Source organism: Enterobacter sp. 6722112 (assembly GCF_058661685.1).
The window spans coordinates 219370-238331 of the sequence record NZ_JBZWGR010000007.1 but is presented as its reverse complement, the minus strand read 5'-3'; the positions used below and the strand labels follow the sequence as shown (position 1 = coordinate 238331).

The 18962-nt window shown below is 56.3% G+C and carries 13 protein-coding genes, 3 tRNA genes and 1 pseudogene; 4 read left to right on the top strand and 13 right to left on the bottom strand.

The window, feature by feature from the left end:
* Positions 1–52: 52 nt before the first annotated feature.
* The 7 genes and pseudogenes from hflX to nnr all read right to left on the bottom strand — a co-directional run bounded on the left by hflX (position 53) and on the right by nnr (position 7931).
* A complete protein-coding gene (gene hflX, locus AC4OVU_RS02695; RefSeq protein ID WP_003855991.1) occupies positions 53–1333 on the bottom strand; it encodes a ribosome rescue GTPase HflX in 1281 nt (426 codons plus the stop codon).
* A gap of 74 nt (positions 1334–1407) precedes the next feature.
* Complete coding sequence (gene hfq, locus AC4OVU_RS02690; protein WP_003855990.1) at positions 1408–1719, bottom strand: RNA chaperone Hfq; 312 nt, start codon at positions 1717–1719, stop codon at positions 1408–1410.
* An 85-nt stretch (positions 1720–1804) separates the two neighbouring features.
* Complete coding sequence (gene miaA, locus AC4OVU_RS02685; protein ID WP_110292694.1) at positions 1805–2755, bottom strand: tRNA (adenosine(37)-N6)-dimethylallyltransferase MiaA; 951 nt, start codon at positions 2753–2755, stop codon at positions 1805–1807.
* Positions 2748–4592, bottom strand: a complete 1845-nt coding sequence (gene mutL / locus AC4OVU_RS02680; protein ID WP_110292693.1) for a DNA mismatch repair endonuclease MutL — start codon at positions 4590–4592, stop codon at positions 2748–2750. Before mutL ends, miaA begins: the two co-directional genes overlap by 8 nt.
* A 9-nt stretch (positions 4593–4601) precedes the next feature.
* Positions 4602–5939 (bottom strand): N-acetylmuramoyl-L-alanine amidase AmiB, encoded by a 1338-nt coding sequence (gene amiB / locus AC4OVU_RS02675; RefSeq protein ID WP_015572465.1) that lies wholly within the window; start codon positions 5937–5939, stop codon positions 4602–4604.
* Positions 5940–5955: 16 nt separating this feature from the next.
* A complete protein-coding gene (gene tsaE, locus AC4OVU_RS02670; protein ID WP_003855970.1) occupies positions 5956–6417 on the bottom strand; it encodes a tRNA (adenosine(37)-N6)-threonylcarbamoyltransferase complex ATPase subunit type 1 TsaE in 462 nt (153 codons plus the stop codon).
* A pseudogene (gene nnr, locus AC4OVU_RS02665) lies at positions 6410–7931 on the bottom strand (bifunctional ADP-dependent NAD(P)H-hydrate dehydratase/NAD(P)H-hydrate epimerase). The gene tsaE and the pseudogene nnr overlap by 8 nt, the downstream one beginning before the upstream one ends.
* On the opposite strand from nnr, the gene queG reads away from it, so the two are divergent.
* Positions 7930–9069: a tRNA epoxyqueuosine(34) reductase QueG gene (queG, locus tag AC4OVU_RS02660; RefSeq protein ID WP_015572463.1), complete on the top strand. Its 1140-nt coding sequence runs from the start codon at positions 7930–7932 to the stop codon at positions 9067–9069. The pseudogene nnr and the gene queG sit on opposite strands and share 2 nt — an antisense overlap.
* Before the next feature lie 270 nt (positions 9070–9339).
* On the opposite strand, the gene AC4OVU_RS02655 is transcribed toward queG, so the two are convergent.
* From AC4OVU_RS02655 to orn, 4 genes are all read right to left on the bottom strand, one after another.
* Positions 9340–9415, bottom strand: a tRNA-Gly gene (locus AC4OVU_RS02655).
* A gap of 45 nt (positions 9416–9460) precedes the next feature.
* Positions 9461–9536: transfer RNA gene (locus AC4OVU_RS02650), tRNA-Gly, on the bottom strand.
* Between the two features lie 45 nt (positions 9537–9581).
* Positions 9582–9657: transfer RNA gene (locus AC4OVU_RS02645), tRNA-Gly, on the bottom strand.
* Positions 9658–9853: 196 nt separating this feature from the next.
* Positions 9854–10399, bottom strand: coding sequence for an oligoribonuclease (orn, locus tag AC4OVU_RS02640; RefSeq protein WP_003855965.1), 546 nt, complete (start codon positions 10397–10399; stop codon positions 9854–9856).
* Between the two features lie 107 nt (positions 10400–10506).
* Between orn and rsgA the strand changes: the two genes are divergently transcribed.
* The 3 genes from rsgA (at position 10507) to mscM (ending at position 15968) form a co-directional block, all read left to right on the top strand.
* Positions 10507–11559, top strand: a complete 1053-nt coding sequence (gene rsgA, locus AC4OVU_RS02635) for a small ribosomal subunit biogenesis GTPase RsgA (RefSeq protein ID WP_003855964.1) — start codon at positions 10507–10509, stop codon at positions 11557–11559.
* A 97-nt stretch (positions 11560–11656) separates the two neighbouring features.
* Positions 11657–12625, top strand: a complete 969-nt coding sequence (asd, locus tag AC4OVU_RS02630) for an archaetidylserine decarboxylase (RefSeq protein ID WP_026080660.1) — start codon at positions 11657–11659, stop codon at positions 12623–12625.
* 19 nt (positions 12626–12644) lie between these two features.
* The gene (gene mscM, locus AC4OVU_RS02625; protein WP_017383961.1) at positions 12645–15968 is read left to right on the top strand and encodes a miniconductance mechanosensitive channel MscM; all 3324 of its coding nucleotides are present in this window, start codon (positions 12645–12647) and stop codon (positions 15966–15968) included.
* 36 nt (positions 15969–16004) lie between these two features.
* On the opposite strand, the gene yjeM is transcribed toward mscM, so the two are convergent.
* Both yjeM and epmA read right to left on the bottom strand, forming a co-directional pair.
* Complete coding sequence (yjeM, locus tag AC4OVU_RS02620) at positions 16005–17504, bottom strand: glutamate/gamma-aminobutyrate family transporter YjeM (RefSeq protein WP_032104123.1); 1500 nt, start codon at positions 17502–17504, stop codon at positions 16005–16007.
* Positions 17505–17681: 177 nt separating this feature from the next.
* Positions 17682–18659, bottom strand: coding sequence for an elongation factor P--(R)-beta-lysine ligase (gene epmA, locus AC4OVU_RS02615; protein WP_015572459.1), 978 nt, complete (start codon positions 18657–18659; stop codon positions 17682–17684).
* Between the last annotated feature and the right edge of the window lie 303 nt (positions 18660–18962).

The window sequence follows — 18962 nt, the reverse complement described above, 5'->3', positions numbered from 1 at the left end:
ATGCTCCATATTTGTTATGCAAGGGCGAATTTTTCAGGCTTCCCCTTTCTGATCAGACGATATAGTCCGCCAGCGCAGGTTCTTGTTTACAGAGGCGACGCCAGTCAACGATCGGCATACGCACCTGCATCCCCACGCTGCCGTCATCCTCCATCCACTCTTTTTCTATCGCCTGAAGCTGATAAAACCGGCTGCGCAGCCTGCCTTCCTGTGGCGGCAGTCGCAGCGTGTGCTGAGCTACCTCACCGGAAAGACGTTCTGTCAAAGCCTGGAAAAGCAGTGGCACACCAATCCCGGCCTGAGCAGACAGCCAGACCCGAATCGGTTTGTTCTCTTCGTCTCGGTCGATACGCGGTTCGAAATCGTCCAGCATATCGATCTTGTTCATCACCAACAGGGTGGGAATTTCGTGGGCGTCGATCTCTTCGAGCACCACGTTCACCGCGTCGATGTTCTCCTGCACGCGTACGTCTGCCGCATCAATCACATGCAGCAGCAGGGTCGCCTGACGCGTCTCCTGCAACGTCGCTTTAAACGCCGCGACCAGATCGTGCGGCAGATGGCGGATAAACCCTACGGTATCCGCCAGCACCGTTTCACCCACGTCTGCGACGTCAATACGGCGCAGGGTTGGGTCCAGGGTCGCAAACAGCTGGTCTGCGGCATACACCTGGGCCTCGGTTATCTGGTTAAACAGGGTGGATTTACCGGCGTTGGTATAACCCACCAGCGACACCGTTGGGATATCGGCTTTCGTTCGCGCCCGACGCCCCTGTTCGCGCTGTTTCTCTACACGTTCCAGACGTGAAAGGATCTGAGTTATACGCCCACGCAGCAAACGGCGGTCGGTTTCGAGCTGGGTTTCACCCGGGCCGCGCAAACCAATCCCGCCTTTTTGTCTTTCAAGGTGTGTCCAGCCACGCACCAGACGCGTCGCCAGATGGCGCAACTGCGCCAGCTCAACCTGCAACTTACCCTCGTGGGTACGCGCACGCTGAGCAAAAATATCTAAGATCAACCCCGTGCGATCGATTACACGGCATTCGCAGAGAGCTTCCAGGTTACGTTCCTGAGCCGGAGACAGCGCATGATCAAACAGCACAACGGATGCGCCGGTTGCTTTTACGGCATCCGCAATTTCAACTGCTTTACCTTCACCAACAAAGTACTTCGGGTGCGGCGCTTTACGGCTACCGGTAATCACCTGCATTGCTTCGACACCGGCGGAAGAGACCAGAGATTCAAACTCCTGGAGGTCTTCCATATCTTTGTCTTGCGAAAAATAGATGTGTACCAGCACCGCCTGCTCACCGGCGTCATAACGGTCAAACAAGCGTAAACCTCTCTAAAAAGATCAGCGGGGAACGCAGGATCCCTGGCTCCCCGTGTGGATAACAGCCCAAAACCTTATTCGGTTTCTTCGCTGTCCTGCGCTGGTGTTGAAGAACCCTGCGCGTTGCTGCCGTGATGGTAGTTACTGCCAGTGCCGCCGCCAGCGTTATTGCTGTGATGAGATACCGGACGGGACGGAACAACAGTAGAAATCGCGTGCTTATAGACCATCTGGCTGACCGTGTTTTTCAACAGGATCACGAACTGATCGAAAGACTCAATCTGACCTTGCAGCTTAATACCATTCACCAAATAAATAGAAACTGGAACACGCTCCCGACGCAATGCGTTCAGGAACGGATCTTGTAAAGATTGCCCCTTAGCCATTCTATCTTTTCCTTATATGCTTGTTTTGTACTTAGAACCTTGCGATTCTGAAAAATTGCGCACGATACGGCTTAATTGTACACATTCAGTCAGCGATATCACCAATAACCTCAATCACTTCGTTTAACGCCTGTTGTGGTTTTTCACTGTCTAACCAGTGAACACCCTCCCAACCGCGTAACCAGGTGATCTGGCGCTTCGCTAACTGTCTCGTGGCGCAAACACCTCGATAAACCATTTCATCGTATGAAATCTCACCTTCAAGATACGACCACATCTGGCGGTATCCCACACAACGAATGGAAGGCATGTCCGTATGCAAATCTCCACGGGCAAAAAGCGCCCGCACTTCTGCTTCAAAATCTGAAGCCAACATCTGATGAAAACGCTGCTCAATTCGTTGATGGAGCAGTTCACGGCTCGCCGGGGCGATGGCGAACTGATGCACCTGATACGGCAGAGCGTCTCCTGACGTTTGCGTCAGTTCCGTTAAAGTTTTACCCGAAATGAAAAAAACTTCCAGTGCCCGGGAAAGCCTTTGCGGATCGTTTGGGTGGATCCGCGCTGCGGCAACCGGGTCAATCTCTTCCAGTTGCCTGTGCAAAGCGTCCCACCCCTGCTCTGCCGCCTGCCGCTCAATCATCGCTCTCACTTCCGGATCGGCCGATGGCAGAGGCGATAACCCCTCCAGCAGCGCCTTAAAGTAGAGCATCGTGCCGCCAACTAACAGCGGTATGCGTCCCGCGGCGGTAATCTCGGCCATCTCGGCTAAGGCGTCGCGGCGAAAATCTGCCGCGGAGTAAGCCTGTGCCGGGTCGAGAATATCCAGTAAACGGTGCGGTGCCGCACGCAGTTCGTCTGCGTTGGGCTTCGCCGTGCCGATGTCCATCCCTCGGTAGATGAGGGCTGAATCAACGCTAATCAACTCTACTGGCAAAACTTTACGTAACTCAATGGCTAACGCCGTTTTACCGGAGGCCGTTGGCCCCATTAAAAAAATCGCCTTTGGCAGGCTCGCCTTACTTACATCAGTCATGTTTCAGGGCGGTCATCGCCGTTTGTAAATCAACAGGTTGTAACAAACCACCTGGAGGCGCTTTCACCAGCTGTGGACAGAGGCGCTCCACCTCCGCCAGAACGGTAATCGCCTGCGCCATACTCCACGGTGCATGCTCGCTGGCCAGATGGCGGGCGATCCACTGCGCGGTATCGGCGGCATCAAACGTCGTTTGCTGTGCCAGGTAGCCTATCAGTTCAGGAATCAAGTTTTGTAAATTTTGTTGGCGTAAGGGTAAAGGCACTGCGCGAATTGTCACATGCTGCGCGTTTAGTACGATTTCAATCCCCATTTCGGCCAGTTGCGTCTGCACGCGCCGCAAAACCCCTGTTTCTTCAGGGGATATTTTCAGGCGAACGGGGATCAACAGCGGCTGCGCGCAGGCGGCATTCACCCCCGGGGTTAACTGCGCCTGTTTGAGCCAGCGCTCCGCCACGGAAAGCGCCAGCAACAGCAGTTTACCTTCGCGTTCAAGCAACGCCATGTCGGGAGCAATAATGGTCAATACCCGACCAAAACTCTGGCTATGCCCATCCAGAGAGGGGGTTGAAACCGTGATGTGCTCTTTATGCTCCACCGCCGGCGTATCCAGCAGTTTGCGGTACAGCGCCCCCTGCTGTTTGTGGTAGCCCGGCTGAGCGTTGGGATAGTTGGCACCGGTTGGTCGCGGCGCGTTGCCCGCCGGGGATAAACGTGGAGCAGCCGGCTCGCGCGCGACCGCCGGTTCGGCAAAATGGTTACGCCCGGCCGCCACGCGGTTTTCCGGCAGTGGGCGCGGCGCGGGTTCTTCTTTTGCCAGCGGCAACTCTGGCTCTGCCTGCTGCTGCAATACAGCGGCAACGCCCTGGTAGATGAAATCATGCACCAGGCGCGACTGGTGGAAACGCACCTCGTGCTTGGCGGGGTGCACGTTAACGTCGACCTGGTGCGGGTCGATCTCCAGATAAAGCACAAAGGCGGGTTGTTGATCGGCGCCGAGCTTATCTTCGCAGGCCTGTCGAATAGCGTGGTTAATCAGGCGGTCGCGCATCATGCGGCCGTTGACGTAGCAATACTGGATTTCTGCGAACGCGGCGCTGCTGGCGTTCGGATCGGCAACCCAGCCGCGCAGGGCCAGATCGCCATGCTGCCACTCAATGGCCAGCGCTTTTTCCAGAAACGGTGTGCCGCAGATGGCGCCCAACCGACGCTCCTTTTGTCCACCCTCCGCCACTGCGCGGTACTGGCGCATCACCTTACCGTTATGGCTGAGGTTGAGGGTGACATCAAAGCGCGCCAGCGCGATGCGGCGGATGATCTCGTCGATATGTCCGAATTCGGTCTTCTCGGTTCGCATAAACTTGCGCCGGGCGGGCGTGTTATAGAAGAGATCCAGCACTTCAAGCGTGGTGCCTACCGGGTGCGCCGCAGGTTTAACCGTGACGTCCATATCACGCCCTTCGGCGTAGGCCTGCCAGGCTTCCTGCTGGTCGGCCGTGCGGGAGGTCAATGTTAAGCGGGAAACGGAGCTGATACTGGCCAGCGCTTCGCCGCGAAAACCCAGGCTGATAATCGCTTCCAGATCGTCAAGTGAGGCAATTTTACTGGTGGCATGACGCGCCAGCGCCAGCGCCAGCTCGTCCTTTTTGATGCCACAGCCGTTATCACGAATGCGGATAAGCTTTGCGCCCCCGCGTTCGATATCAATATCAATGCGGGTCGCCCCTGCATCGAGGCTGTTTTCCACCAGTTCCTTCACCACCGACGCAGGGCGTTCCACCACCTCACCGGCGGCGATTTGGTTCGCGAGCTGCGGCGGTAGAACCTGAATCGGCATGAACTCTCCTTAATTAGTCGCGGTCATCTCACCCGGCAGCGCGGCGCTTGCCGTCTGGGCGGCCCCGCCCTGCGGCGCAGACTGAAGCGGATGCGCGTCAAAGTATTTACGCAGACCGTTATAAATCGCTTCGGCAATTTGCTGCTGATAGCTGTCGCTGCCCAACAGGCGCTCTTCGCCGTTGTTACTGATAAAGCCCGTCTCTACCAGAATCGACGGAATATCCGGCGAACGCAGGACACCGAGGCTTGCATGCTCCGGACGACGCTTATGCAGCGATCCAATGCTTTGCAGCTGGCTCAGTACGTTAGTGGCGACATCATACCCGACGCGCTGAGAATGACCGAACTGTAAATCCAGCACCGCCTGGCTGAGATACGGATCGGCCTGGCTGTTTGCCAGCACATCGCCTGCCCCGCCTAACAGTTCAGACTGCTTCTCGTGCTCTTCAAGCCAGTTCGCCATTTCACTGTTGGCGCGACGGTTCGACAGCACCCATACCGACGCGCCGGTGGCGTTACGGTTCGGCGCAGCATCCGCGTGAATCGACACCAGGAAGTTGGCGTTTTGCTTACGCGCCACATCCGAGCGTCCCATCACTGAAATAAAGTAATCTCCGTCGCGGGTCATGACCCCTTTAAACATCGGATCGTCATTCAGAAGCGCACGCAGCTTACGGGCAATGGCGATAGTGACGTTTTTCTCCCGCGTGCCGCCCGGGCCAATCGCGCCAGGATCTTGCCCGCCGTGTCCGGCGTCGATGGCGATAATCACTTTGTCGCCACTGACCGGCGTACGCCGCGCGCTGACCGCCGGACGCGTCACCGTGTTGCTGCTGGTCACGGCGGTAAGTCGGTCATTTTGTGATTTAAACGGATTACGGGCTGGCTCAGACGGCCTTGGGGTATAAACCGGCGCCTCCACCCGTTTTGCTACAACAGGTGCAGGCGGTGGCGGCGGAACATCCGCATTAATGGTAAAGACCACCGTATAATTGGCGCCGTTTTGCTGCTTAACCGCCTTCGTTTTGCCCTTTTCGGTGAGATCGACCACCAGACGCAGAGACTGCGCATCCTTCGGCGTCCCCGAACGGATGCTTTTCACCAGATTGTTGCCGCTGAACTGGAGCGGCAGCCCCTGGATCACCCCGGTCTGTTTAATATCGAGCGCCACGCTGCGGCTGTCGATTTGTGAGAAAGCATATTCAGGATCGCCCATAAAGCTGAACGTAATGCGGGCCTGGCTATCGCCATTCGACACCTGAATATCCGAGAGGCTGGCCGCCCCGGCCTGCGCGCACAGCAGGACCGTGGCAGCCAGCACCCAACCTTTAACGCGATTAATCATCCCGTTATCCCTACGCTCAACCGGCTAAACGCGCCAGTAAGGAACAGCCTGATGAGGAAACCGCACTGATGCGCGCCTCACGCCCTTGTGCCTGGTAATCTAAGTGAATTTCGACATCCGGGTCAGGCAGCACACCCGCACCTTGTTGCGGCCACTCCACCAGGCAGATGGCGTCGTTGGCAAAGTAATCGCGGATCCCCATAAATTCCAGCTCCTCAGGATCCGCAAGACGATATAAATCAAAGTGGTACACCATGATATTTTCAAGCGTGTACGGTTCTACCAGCGTATAGGTCGGGCTTTTTACGTTCCCGTTATGGCCTAACGCCTGCAAAAAGCCACGGCTGAAGGTTGTTTTACCCGCGCCTAAATCACCATACAGATAAATGACGGTCGCCCCCTGACAGGCCTGCGCCACGCGCTTGCCGAGATCTAAAGTGGCTTGTTCATCAGGTAAAGGAATCGCTCGATTAGTCATTTTCTACGTCAATCACATCCGGGTTAACAACACGCCGCAGCGTGCAAAAAAGATCGGTGGCCAGCATACCGCGCGTTCCGTAACAAGCAGCCAGCCTGTCAGCCGCCGCACCGTGGGGGGCAGCCGGCACAGGCTGCATCATAAAGGGGAAGTTTCTGTCCGAGCAATGCGCCAATGATGCCAGAGAGCACATCGCCCATGCCGCCGCTCGCCATGCCTGCATTACCGGCATCAACGATGCCCATCGCACCATCGCTGGCGATAACGGTCCCCGCCCCTTTCAAAACGGCAACACCTCCGTAACGTTTTACCAGACGTTGGGCTGAAAATAAGCGATCGCTTTCAATTTCTGCCACGCTACAGTTAAGCAGCCGTGCGGCTTCGCCGGGGTGCGGCGTCAGAATGCGATTGTGACGCTTATCCGGGTTTATTGCCAGAAGGTTAAGCGCGTCGGCATCCCAGAGCATCGGTTTACGAAAATTCTCGGCCTTTTGCAGGGCCTGTTTACCCCACTCCTGCTGACCCAGGCCCGGACCAATGACCACCACGTCCGCCCACTCAAGACCCTCTTCAATCGCCTGCGGGGTAAGCTCGTGGACCATCAGCTCCGGCCGCGCGGTAATAATGGGCGGGATGTTTTCGCTGCGGGTCAGCACGCGTATTAATCCGGCGCCGCTGCGCAACGCGGCCTCTCCGGTCATACGAATCGCACCTGCCGTGCCGCGATCGCCGCCGATAATCAGCAGTCGGCCATGGTCGCCCTTATGGGACGTGGGACGACGCGGCGGCAGCCACTGTGCAAGCAGGGAGGCATCAAAGCGGGTGATGTGGGTATCCTGTCCGGCCAGCCAGTTTTCCAGCCCCAGGGCGTTGTGGTGTAACGTGCCCACGACATCCCGCGCTTTCCCGGTCAGTAAACCCGGCTTCAGGGCGATAAAGGTCACGGTGCGCGCCGCCTCAATCGACACGCCCGGCGTCACGCCGGTTTGCGCCATCAGGCCGGAGGGAATATCCAGCGCTACCACCGGGGCGGGGTGCGCATTAGCGCGCGTAATCAGCGCGGCGACGTCATCGCGAGGCGCGCGCATCAGTCCCGTCCCCAGCAGACCATCAACAATCACGTCGACATCCTCGGGCCAGACGATATCAGGCGCATGAATAATGCCCCCCGCATTCAGCCAGGCCTCTCTCGCCATGCCCGCTTCTTCCGGTAACGGCTTGTCGCTCTCCAGCGCCAGCAGGGTGACGCGCAGCCCCGCCGCCACCGCAAGACGAGCCACCACATAACCATCGCCACCGTTATTGCCGTGTCCGCACAGGACTAGATAGTGCGAGGCATCCGGATAAGCCGTGCGCGCCACGTTAAACGCCGCCTCGCCCGCGCGCTGCATCAGTTCGTAAAGGGTAATGCCCAGGCTATCTGCGGCCTCTTTCTCGGCCCGACGGAGGTCATCCGCATGCCAGATGGAATGTGGTATACTTGCGGGGTTTTTCTTCACAGTATGGTCCGTCATGTCACAGCCCCTCGATCTCAATGAATTAGCGCAAAAAATAAAACAGTGGGGTGCTGAACTGGGCTTCCAGAAGGTCGGTATTACTGACACCGACCTCTCTGCCAGCGAGCCTAAGCTCCAGGCATGGCTGGATAAACAATACCACGGCGAGATGGAGTGGATGGCGCGTCACGGTATGATGCGTGCCCGCCCCCACGAGCTGTTGCCGGGTACGCTGCGCGTTATTAGCGTACGCATGAACTATCTGCCTGCTAACGCGGCCTTTGCGCGCACGCTAAAAAATCCTTCGCTGGGTTACGTCAGCCGATACGCTCTGGGACGTGACTACCATAAACTTCTGCGCAACCGTCTAAAAAAGCTCGGGGAAACCATTCAGCAGCACTGTGTTTCGCTGAATTTTAGACCCTTTGTCGATTCTGCGCCTATTCTTGAGCGCCCGATCGCCGAAAAAGCCGGGCTCGGCTGGACAGGTAAGCACTCACTTATCTTAAGCCGCGACGCGGGCTCATTCTTTTTCCTGGGTGAACTGCTGATTGATTTACCCCTGCCGGTAGACGGTCCGGTGGAAGAAGGCTGTGGTCGCTGTGTGGCCTGTATGACCATCTGCCCAACGGGCGCTATTGTCGAACCGTATACCGTTGATGCGCGCCGCTGTATCTCTTATCTCACTATCGAGCTGGAAGGCGCCATTCCAGAGGAATTTCGTCCGCTTATCGGCAACCGCATCTACGGCTGTGATGACTGTCAGCTGATTTGTCCGTGGAACCGTTATTCACAGTTGACGGACGAAGAAGACTTCAGTCCGCGCAAGGCGTTACATGCCCCGCAGTTGATCGAACTGTTCGCCTGGAGCGAAGCCTGGTTCCTGAAGGTGACGGAGGGTTCCGCCATACGTCGTATCGGCCACCTGCGCTGGCTGCGTAATGTGGCCGTTGCGCTGGGGAATGCCCCGTGGGATGAAGCAAATCTTCAGGCGCTCGAAAGCCGTAGAGGTGAGCACCCACTTCTTGATGAGCACATAGAATGGGCGATTGCGCAGCAAATTGAGAAGCGAAATGCCGGCGTGGTTGAAGTGCAGTTACCGAAGAAACAGCGCCTGGTCAGGGTGATTGAAAAAGGGCTGCCGCGGGATGTGTGATATATTCACAGGCTGTGAATAAAAATAAGAATTCAGGCGCCATCAGCTCTGGCAAACAGGTCAAGTGATCTCAATAACATTTTGAAATCAAATTTTCTTCATAAATTACAATGAATTACGAAGATATTATTCACCCTGCTAACATTTCGTACAGACTGGTTTTATCACGGTTTCTGTGGATAACTCTGTTCACAAGAGTATTTCAGACATAATAGAAAACGTCCCCAACGAAGCACTTCGCTGTGGATAATCTGGAGATGAAGAAGAATTTGGAGCGGGAAACGAGACTCGAACTCGCGACCCCGACCTTGGCAAGGTCGTGCTCTACCAACTGAGCTATTCCCGCTTGGGTGTTCTGGTGCTATGCGTATCTTGCGATACTTTCAAATTTTGGAGCGGGAAACGAGACTCGAACTCGCGACCCCGACCTTGGCAAGGTCGTGCTCTACCAACTGAGCTATTCCCGCTTGGGTGTTCTGGTGCTGGCGTATCTTGCGATACTTTTCAAATTTTGGAGCGGGAAACGAGACTCGAACTCGCGACCCCGACCTTGGCAAGGTCGTGCTCTACCAACTGAGCTATTCCCGCAAATCTGTACTGCTTTTGTTGCTGTCGTAACGTGTAATTCTCTGTCGTTACGGGAGGCGCATTATACGAGAAATCCGTTTAGCTGCAACCCCCCTCAAAGCGATTTTTTTGAAATTCAGTTCAAGTGCTTATTTAATCGGCAAGCTGAACAATTTAGCGACAAAAACCCGGCCACGCAAGGCGCCGGATCGCAAAATCAGAGCTTAATAAAGTTTTCGCGATAGTACGCCAGCTCCGCAACAGACTCACGGATGTCGTCCATCGCCTGGTGCGTCCCCTGCTTTGTAAAGCCGTCGAGAATTTCCGGTTTCCAGCGGCGGGCCAGCTCTTTCAGGGTGCTCACATCCAGATAGCGGTAGTGGAAGTAGGACTCCAGCTCCGGCATGTACTTAAACAGGAAACGACGATCCTGACCGATGCTGTTGCCACAGATAGGCGATTTTCCTGCCGGCACCCACTGCTTCAGAAATTCAAGCGTCGCCAGCTCCGCTTCGCGGTCGCCCAGGGTGCTGGCCTTCACGCGTTCCACCAGCCCGCTGCCGGTATGGGTACGCACGTTCCACTCATCCATCAGCGCAAGCTGGTCATCGGACTGGTGCACGGCAATCGTTGGGCCTTCCGCCAGAATATTGAGATTGGCATCGGTGACCAGTGTGGCGATCTCAATAATGCGATCGCGCTCGGGATCCAGGCCGGTCATCTCCAGATCGATCCAAATCAGGTTGTTTTCGTCCGCGCTCATGTTATTTTCCACCCTTCTCGCATAACCGGCAGTAGCAGGTTAACTAGTATTAATTAGAGTGTATCATAGAGGTTTTGCCCGCTACGGGCGACCAGGAGCCAGCGCGATTGAGTAAAAATAAACTCTCCAAAGGGCAGCAGCGCCGCGTGAATGCAAATCACCAGCGCCGTCTTAAAACCACTACGGAGAAGCCCGATTACGACGACAACCTGTTTGGCGAAGCGACAGAAGGCGTTGTGATTAGCCGCTTCGGCATGCACGCCGATGTCGAATCCGCCGACGGGGATATCCACCGTTGCAATATCCGTCGCACCATCCGTTCCCTGGTGACCGGTGACCGCGTGGTCTGGCGTCCAGGCAAAGAGGCGGCGGAAGGGGTAACGGTTAAAGGTATCGTTGAAGCCGTGCATGAACGCACGTCGGTTCTGACCCGTCCGGATTTCTACGACGGCGTGAAGCCCATTGCCGCCAACATCAATCAGATAGTGATCGTTTCAGCGATTTTGCCTGAGCTTTCGCTCAATATTATTGACCGTTATCTGGTGGCCTGCGAAACGCTACAGGTTGAGCCGCTCATCGTGCTGAATAAAATCGATCTGCTGGATGACGAGGCCATGGCCTTTGTAAATGAGCAGATGGATATTTACCGCAACATTGGCTATCGCGTGTTGATGGTTTCCAGCCGCACCAAAGATGGCCTGAAGCCGTTAGAAGATGCGCTGACCGACCGCATCAGCATCTTTGCGGGGCAGTCCGGCGTAGGTAAATCGAGCCTGCTTAACAACCTGCTCGGCCTTCAGCAGGAGATCCTGACCAACGATGTGTCTGACGTCTCGGGCCTGGGCCAGCACACCACCACTGCCTCACGTCTCTATCACTTCCCGCACGGTGGCGATGTGATTGACTCCCCGGGCGTGCGTGAGTTTGGTCTCTGGCACCTCGAGCCGGAACAAATCTTTAACGGATTTGTCGAATTCCATGACTATTTAGGCGCTTGCAAATACCGCGACTGTAAACATGACAACGATCCGGGCTGCGCTATCCGCGAAGCGGTAGAGAACGGAGAAATTGCGGAAACCCGTTTCGAAAATTACCACCGTATTCTCGAAAGCATGGACCAGGTAAAAACGCGTAAAAACTTTTCTGATTCTGATAACTGACAACTAAGCTAAGCGTCGCTAAAATCGTCCCCTTTTTTCAGGTTCCGGCAGCGTAATGCCGGATCAGGAACGACAAAACAATGGCCTGGAGGCTACCTTGTTAAACTCATTTAAACTTTCGCTTCAATACATTCTGCCGAAACTGTGGCTCACTCGCCTGGCGGGCTGGGGCGCGAGCAAACGAGCGGGCTGGCTGACCAAACTGGTCATCGACCTGTTCGTGAAATACTACAAGGTCGACATGAAAGAAGCGCAGAAGCCGGATACGGCAAGCTACCGCACCTTCAACGAATTTTTTGTGCGTCCGCTGCGCGACGAAGTGCGCCCGCTGAATACCGACCCGAACGTGCTGGTGATGCCAGCGGACGGCGTGATCAGCCAGCTGGGTAAAATTGAAGACGACAAAATTTTGCAGGCGAAAGGCCATAACTACAGCCTTGAAGCGCTGCTGGCCGGTAACTACATAATGGCCGATCTGTTCCGTAACGGGACTTTCGCGACCACCTATCTCTCCCCACGCGACTACCACCGCGTGCATATGCCGTGTAACGGTATTCTGCGCGAGATGATCTACGTGCCGGGGGATCTGTTCTCCGTAAACCACCTGACGGCGCAAAACGTTCCTAACCTGTTTGCCCGTAACGAGCGCGTCATCTGCCTGTTTGATACTGAATTTGGCCCAATGGCGCAGATTCTGGTGGGTGCTACCATTGTAGGCAGCATCGAAACCGTCTGGGCGGGCACCATTACGCCGCCGCGCGAAGGCGTGATCAAGCGCTGGACCTGGCCTGCCGGCGAAGAAGAAGGTTCTGTGGCCCTGCTGAAAGGTCAGGAAATGGGTCGCTTCAAGCTGGGCTCAACGGTCATCAACCTGTTCGCACCGGGCAAAGTTAACCTGGTCGACGAGCTGGAAAGCCTGTCCGTGACCAAACTCGGCCAGCCTCTGGCAGTATCGACGGAGGTCTTTGTGACGCCAGAGGTTGCGCCTGCCCCGTTGCCGGAAGAAGAGATCAAAGCCGAGCACGACGCCAGCCCGCTGGTTGACGACAAAAAAGACGAAGGCTAACAACAGAAGGATCGCTGACGTGCGCCCGATTATCGTATTACTGATGGCCTGGTGCCTCAGCATGGGGGCGTACGCAGCGACGGCCCCCGACGCCAAACAGATAACCCAGGAGCTGGAGCAGGCAAAAGCGGCGAAACCCGCTCAGCCGGAGACCGTTGAGTCACTCCAGTCTGCACTGAACGCGCTTGAGGAACGAAAGGGTTCCCTTGAGCGCGCGCAGCAGTATCAGCAGGTTATCGACAACTTCCCCAAACTCTCTCAGACCCTGCGCTCGCAGCTAAACAACCTGCGCGATGAACCACGCCAGGTCCCCGCGGGGATGACGTCCGAGGCGCTTAATCAGGAGATCCTGCAAGTCAGCAGCCAGCTGCTGGAAAAAAGCCGTCTGGCGCAGCAGGAGCAGGAGCGGGCGCGTGAAATTGCCGATTCCCTCAGCCAGCTTCCACAGCAGCAAACCGATGCCCGCCGTCAGTTAAATGAGGTGGAACGTCGCATCGGGACGCAGACAGGCAGCACACCGCAGAATCAGGCGCAAAATCTTGGGTTACAGGCGGAATCCGCCAGACTAAAAGCGCTGGTTGATGAACTGGAGCTGGCGCAGCTTTCCGCTAACAACCGCCAGGAGCTGTCGCGGATGCGTTCCGAGCTGGCGCAGAAGCAGAGCCAGCAGCTGGATGCGTATCTCCAGGCGCTGAGAAATCAACTCAACAGCCAGCGTCAGCGTGAAGCTGAACGTGCGCTGGAAAGCACCGAGTTACTGGCCGAAAACAGTGCTAACCTGCCCGACAGCATCGTCGCCCAGTTTAAGGTTAACCGCGAGCTTTCTGCCGCGCTGAATCAGCAGGCGCAGCGCATGGATTTGGTGGCCTCGCAGCAGCGTCAGGCCACCAATCAAACCCTCCAGGTTCGTCAGGCGCTCAACACGCTGCGTGAACAGTCCCAGTGGCTTGGCTCGTCTAACCTGTTGGGCGAAGCGTTACGCGCGCAGGTGGCTCGTCTGCCAGAGATGCCAAAACCGCAGCAGCTTGATACGGAGATGGCGCAGCTGCGCGTTCAGCGTCTTCATTATGAAGATCTCCTCAACAAGCAGCCGCAAATCCGCCAGATCCGTCAGGCTGACGGACAGCCGCTCACCGGCGAGCAAAGTCGTATTCTGGAAGCGCAACTGCGCACCCAGCGCGAACTGCTCAATTCCCTGTTGCAGGGAGGCGATACGCTGATCCTTGAGCTGACTAAGCTGAAAGTCTCGAATAGCCAGCTGGAGGATGCGCTGAAAGAGGTCAACGAAGCCACGCACCGTTACCTTTTCTGGACGTCCGACGTGCGGCCGATGACCTTCGCCTGGCCGATTGAGATTGTGCAGGATCTGCGCCGCCTCATTTCGCTGGACACCTTCAGCCAGCTGGGCCTCGCCAGCGTAATGATGATAACCAGCAAGGAGACCATCTTCCCGCTGCTGGGGGCGCTGATTCTGGTGGGCTTCAGTATTTATTCCCGTCGTCACTTCACCCGTTTCCTTGAGCGCTCCAGCGCCCGAGTGGGAAAAGTAACCCAGGATCACTTCTGGCTGACGTTGCGTACTGTGTTCTGGTCAATTCTGGTCGCGTCTCCGCTGCCGGTGCTGTGGATGACGCTCGGATACGGCCTGCGTGAAGCCTGGCCCTACCCGCTTGCCGTCGCGATTGGCGATGGCGTGACCGCCACCGTTCCGCTGCTGTGGGTGGTGATGATTTGCGCCACGTTTGCGCGGCCAAATGGTCTGTTCATCGCTCACTTTGGCTGGCCGCGTAATCGCGTTGCGCGGGCGATGCGTTACTACCTGATGAGTATCGGGCTGATTGTGCCGCTGATTATGGCGTTGATCATGTTCGATAATCTCAATGACCGGGAGTTCTCCGGCTCGCTGGGACGGCTGTGCTTTATGCTGATCTGCGGGGCGTTAGCGGTAGTGACGCTCAGCCTGAAACGCGCCGGGATCCCGCTCTATCTCGACAAGACCGGCAGTGGCGATAACATGTTTAACCGTCTGCTGTGGAACCTGCTGCTCAGCGCGCCGCTGGCGGCGATGCTGGCGGCAGCGGTCGGTTATCTCGCCACGTCGCAGGCGCTGCTCGCCCGACTGGAAACGTCGGTGGCTATCTGGTTCCTGCTGCTGGTGGTCTACCATGTTATTCGCCGCGGCATGCTGATCCAGCGTCGTCGTCTGGCGTTTGACCGTGCCAAACACCGTCGCGCAGAAATTCTGGCCCAGCGCGCGCGGGGTGAAGAAGAGCCGAACCACGTCAACAGCACCGAAGGGACCACAGACGCCGATGACGTCGAACTGGATCTGGATGCGATCAGTACCCAGTCCCTGCGGCTGGTACGCTCAATTCTGATGCTGGTTGCCCTGCTGTCGGTGATCTTCCTGTGGTCGGAAATCCACTCCGCGTTTGGCTTCCTGGAGAACATCTCTTTATGGGATGTGACGTCCACGGTGCAGGGGGTCGAAAGTCTGGAGCCCATCACCTTAGGGGCCGTGCTGATTGCGATTCTGGTGCTGATCATCACCACGCAGCTGATCCGTAACTTCCCTGCCCTGCTGGAGCTGGCGCTGTTGCAGCATCTGGATTTAACCCCCGGCACAGGCTATGCGATCACCACCATCACCAAGTATTTAATCATGCTGTTTGGTGGGCTGGTTGGCTTCTCGATGATTGGTATCGAATGGTCAAAACTGCAATGGCTGGTTGCCGCCCTGACCGTAGGCCTGGGTTTTGGTTTACAGGAGATTTTTGCCAACTTCGTCTCTGGTCTGATCATTCTGTTTGAAAAGCCGATTCGAATTGGCGATACGGTGACCATCCGCGATCTCACCGGCAGCGTCACCAGGATCAACACCCGCGCCACCACCATCAGCGACTGGGACCGTAAAGAGATCATCGTCCCGAACAAGGCGTTTATCACCGAGCAGTTTATCAACTGGTCGCTGTCCGACTCCGTCACGCGTGTGGTGCTGACCGTACCCGCTCCGTCGGATGCCAACAGCGAAGAGGTGACGCAGATCCTCTATACGGCTGCTGAACGCTGTTCGCTGGTAATCGACAACCCGCCGCCGGAAGTGTTCCTGGTTGATTTGCAGCAGGGGATCCAGATTTTCGAGCTGCGTATCTACGCCGCCGAGATGGGACACCGTATGCCGCTGCGCCATGAGATCCACCAGTTGATTCTGGCTGGCTTCCGCGAGCACGGAATTGATATGCCGTTCCCACCGTTCCAGATGCGTCTGGAAACGCTGGACGGACGTAAGACGGGAAGAACGTTGACGTCAGCGGCGCGTACGCGCCCGGCGGGAAGTTTGTAATCCTTTCCCCCTCCCCGTCGGGAGGGGGTCAATCCTTTACGCCACTTCTGCTACACAGGCCGTCGAGCGACGACGGTAATGCTCATAAATCCCCATTGCCAGCAGCGAGAAGAAGATCGGTCCGCCAACCATCCACAGCGTGCTGTTCCAGTCATTTGCCTCAACCACGGGCTGAATGACGGTAAAGATGTTGGCGAACGCGACGACCAGCACCACAACAGTGGTCGCCAGCAGCGTCGCCGCGCGGGTTTTGAAGATCACAAACGGCCGCTCCAGATCCCGCTTCGCCTTAAAGAACGGGAACGCCAGGGTCAGGAACAGATACGGAAGCGTCATCGATACGTTCGCCATCAGGGTCAGCTTGTTATAGAACGCCGACGCGGTATCACCGCCGAAGGACACCAGCAGAATGAACACGCACACCAGCAGGCACTGCATCCACATCGCGTTGGCAGGCATACCGGCAGCGTTCAGCTGCGTCATACGTGCGGGCCACAGCGCCTTTGGCGTCCCCTGAATAATCGCTTTCAGCGGCGAGTAGATCAGCGTGAAGAATGCGCCAGTATAGGCGAGGAACATCGACAAACCGGTAATCCGCGCAAACCAGATCCCCAGGGTGGCCGACGTTTCCGGCGCGAGATCCATGGCGTTGCCCAGCGTCACCCCCAGGCTTTTCATCAGCACGTAGGTAATGTTGCCGAGGTTGGTGGTGTTATTACTTAACATCTGCTGCCAGTTGGTGCTGACGCCCCAGAGGAAAATCGCCAGTGAGTAGCCAATGGAAATGACGATGGCGGCAAAGATAATGCCTTTAGCGAAGTTCTTTTCCGGATTTTCGGTTTTGTCGACCAGCCCGCCCACGGCTTCAATTCCACCGTAAGCAAAGATGGCAAACACCACGAAGGAGAGCATGGCCAGCCCGGACTGGTAACCCGGATTAGGCGATGAAACGAAGTTGACTTCCTGTGCGAAATGCCCGCCGTTAAGGCACAGAATGGCGATGCTGACCAGCAGCAGCACCAGGTTCAGGCACATCACGGAAATGCCGCCAACGGCAGTGATACGGGCAATTTTGTTGATGCCTTTCGAGGCCACCAGGGTGACCATCACCATCCAGCACACTGCCAGAATACCGACCACCTGCGTGGAGCTCAGCCCCGCCAGAGACCAGACCTGCGTTTTATCCGCACCGAAGAGAAACGTTGAGAACGGCACCCAAACCTTGGCCGCCGTGCTGACCATCCAGACGACGTAGGATGAAAACCACATGAACGTACCGATAAACGCGTAACGCGGACCGACGCTGTTGTTCATCCACGAATAGATGCCGCCCTCTTCTTTCCTGTACGCCGAGCCCATCTCCGCCATCATCAGCGCAAACGGGATAAAGAAGAACAGAGCGGAAACGATATAAAACGGCGTCGCGCTGTAGCCCATCAGATAAAACGCGGACGGGCTATTGGCAAAGCCAAAGACTGACGTAAAAATCATCAGAATGAGCCCGGTAAGGGTCATTTTTTTGAGTGAGTGAGACATATAACCATCCGAAACGGAATTAAACTGCGCGGATGGTAGCAGATGACCAGACAAACAATGTGGCTATCCGAGTCAAATTAAGAAAAAGACCCGTATAGAGAGAAATGAGCAGTTTTTAATGTGGCAGAGTTAAATGACCGAGTAGGCCGGGTAAGCGCAGCGCCACCCGGCATTTTTTCAGGCGCGATCGACCGTAAAGGCAATCACATCGCCCAGGTGCTCGGCACCCAGCGCCAGCATGACCAGGCGATCCACACCCAGCGCCACGCCGGAGCAGTCCGGCAGACCGGCTTTAAGCGCTTCCAGCAGATGAGTATCAATCGGCTGCTGCGGCAGACCGCGCGCGTTGCGCTTGCGGTTATCCTGCTCGAAACGCTGCTGCTGTTCGCGCGCGTCGGTCAGCTCGTGGAAACCGTTCGCCAGCTCGATGCCTTTGAAATACACCTCAAAACGCTCCGCCACGCGGTGATCTTCGGTGCTGATCTGCGCCAGTGAGGCCTGGCTGGCCGGGAAGTGATAGACAAACGTCGGACGATCTTTGCCAATCTGCGGTTCAACACCAAAGGTGAACAGCAGTTGCAGCAGCGTGTCGCGATCCTCTTCGTTATCCGCCACGTTGCTCAGATCCAGTTTTGCCGCCACTTCACGCAGCTGTGTTTTATCAGCCGACAGCGGATCGATTTCCAGATGGCGCTGGAAGGCCTGCTGATAGGAGAGCGTTTCAGCTTCCGCGCAATCCAGCACCTGTTGCAGCAGATCGTCAACTTCGTTCATCAGACGATACATGTCGTAGTGCGGGCGGTACCACTCCAGCATGGTGAATTCCGGATTATGGTGTCGGCCCATCTCTTCATTACGGAAGCTACGGCACAGCTGATAGACCGGACCACACCCGGCCGCCAGCAGACGCTTCATATGGTATTCCGGGCTGGTCATCAGATACAGATTCATGCCCTGAGAGTGGCCTGGGCCAACAAAACGGGTTTCAAACGGGACCAGATGAATATCCGTGACCGTCGCCTGACTCATGCACGGCGTTTCCACCTCCAGGACGCCGCGGTCGGCAAAGAAACGGCGGATCTCCGCCATAATTGCTGCGCGCTTTAGCAGGTTTGGAATGGATGCGCTCGGCTGCCAGGTGGCCGTTTCGCTCATGAGTTATTTCTCCGTTTTCAGACAAGGGCACGAAGTCTACTCGTAAGCCGGGGCAGAGACAAATTTTGCACAGTAAAAGTCCTTTTTCATTGCACAGAGAAATACTGTGACGCCATTCATTAATCACGATGATAAATCACCGCACAGAACAGCAAAAAAATCGAACACGTCAAATTTCCCTCACTTCTACGCGGTTATACTGTTTTACCCATAAAGGAGCAGTGGAATCGCTTCCGCAATCGCCCGTTCGGGCAGGTGAACGTCCTTTAGTTCATCCCGTTGCGGGAAAACAAAAATCTGGAG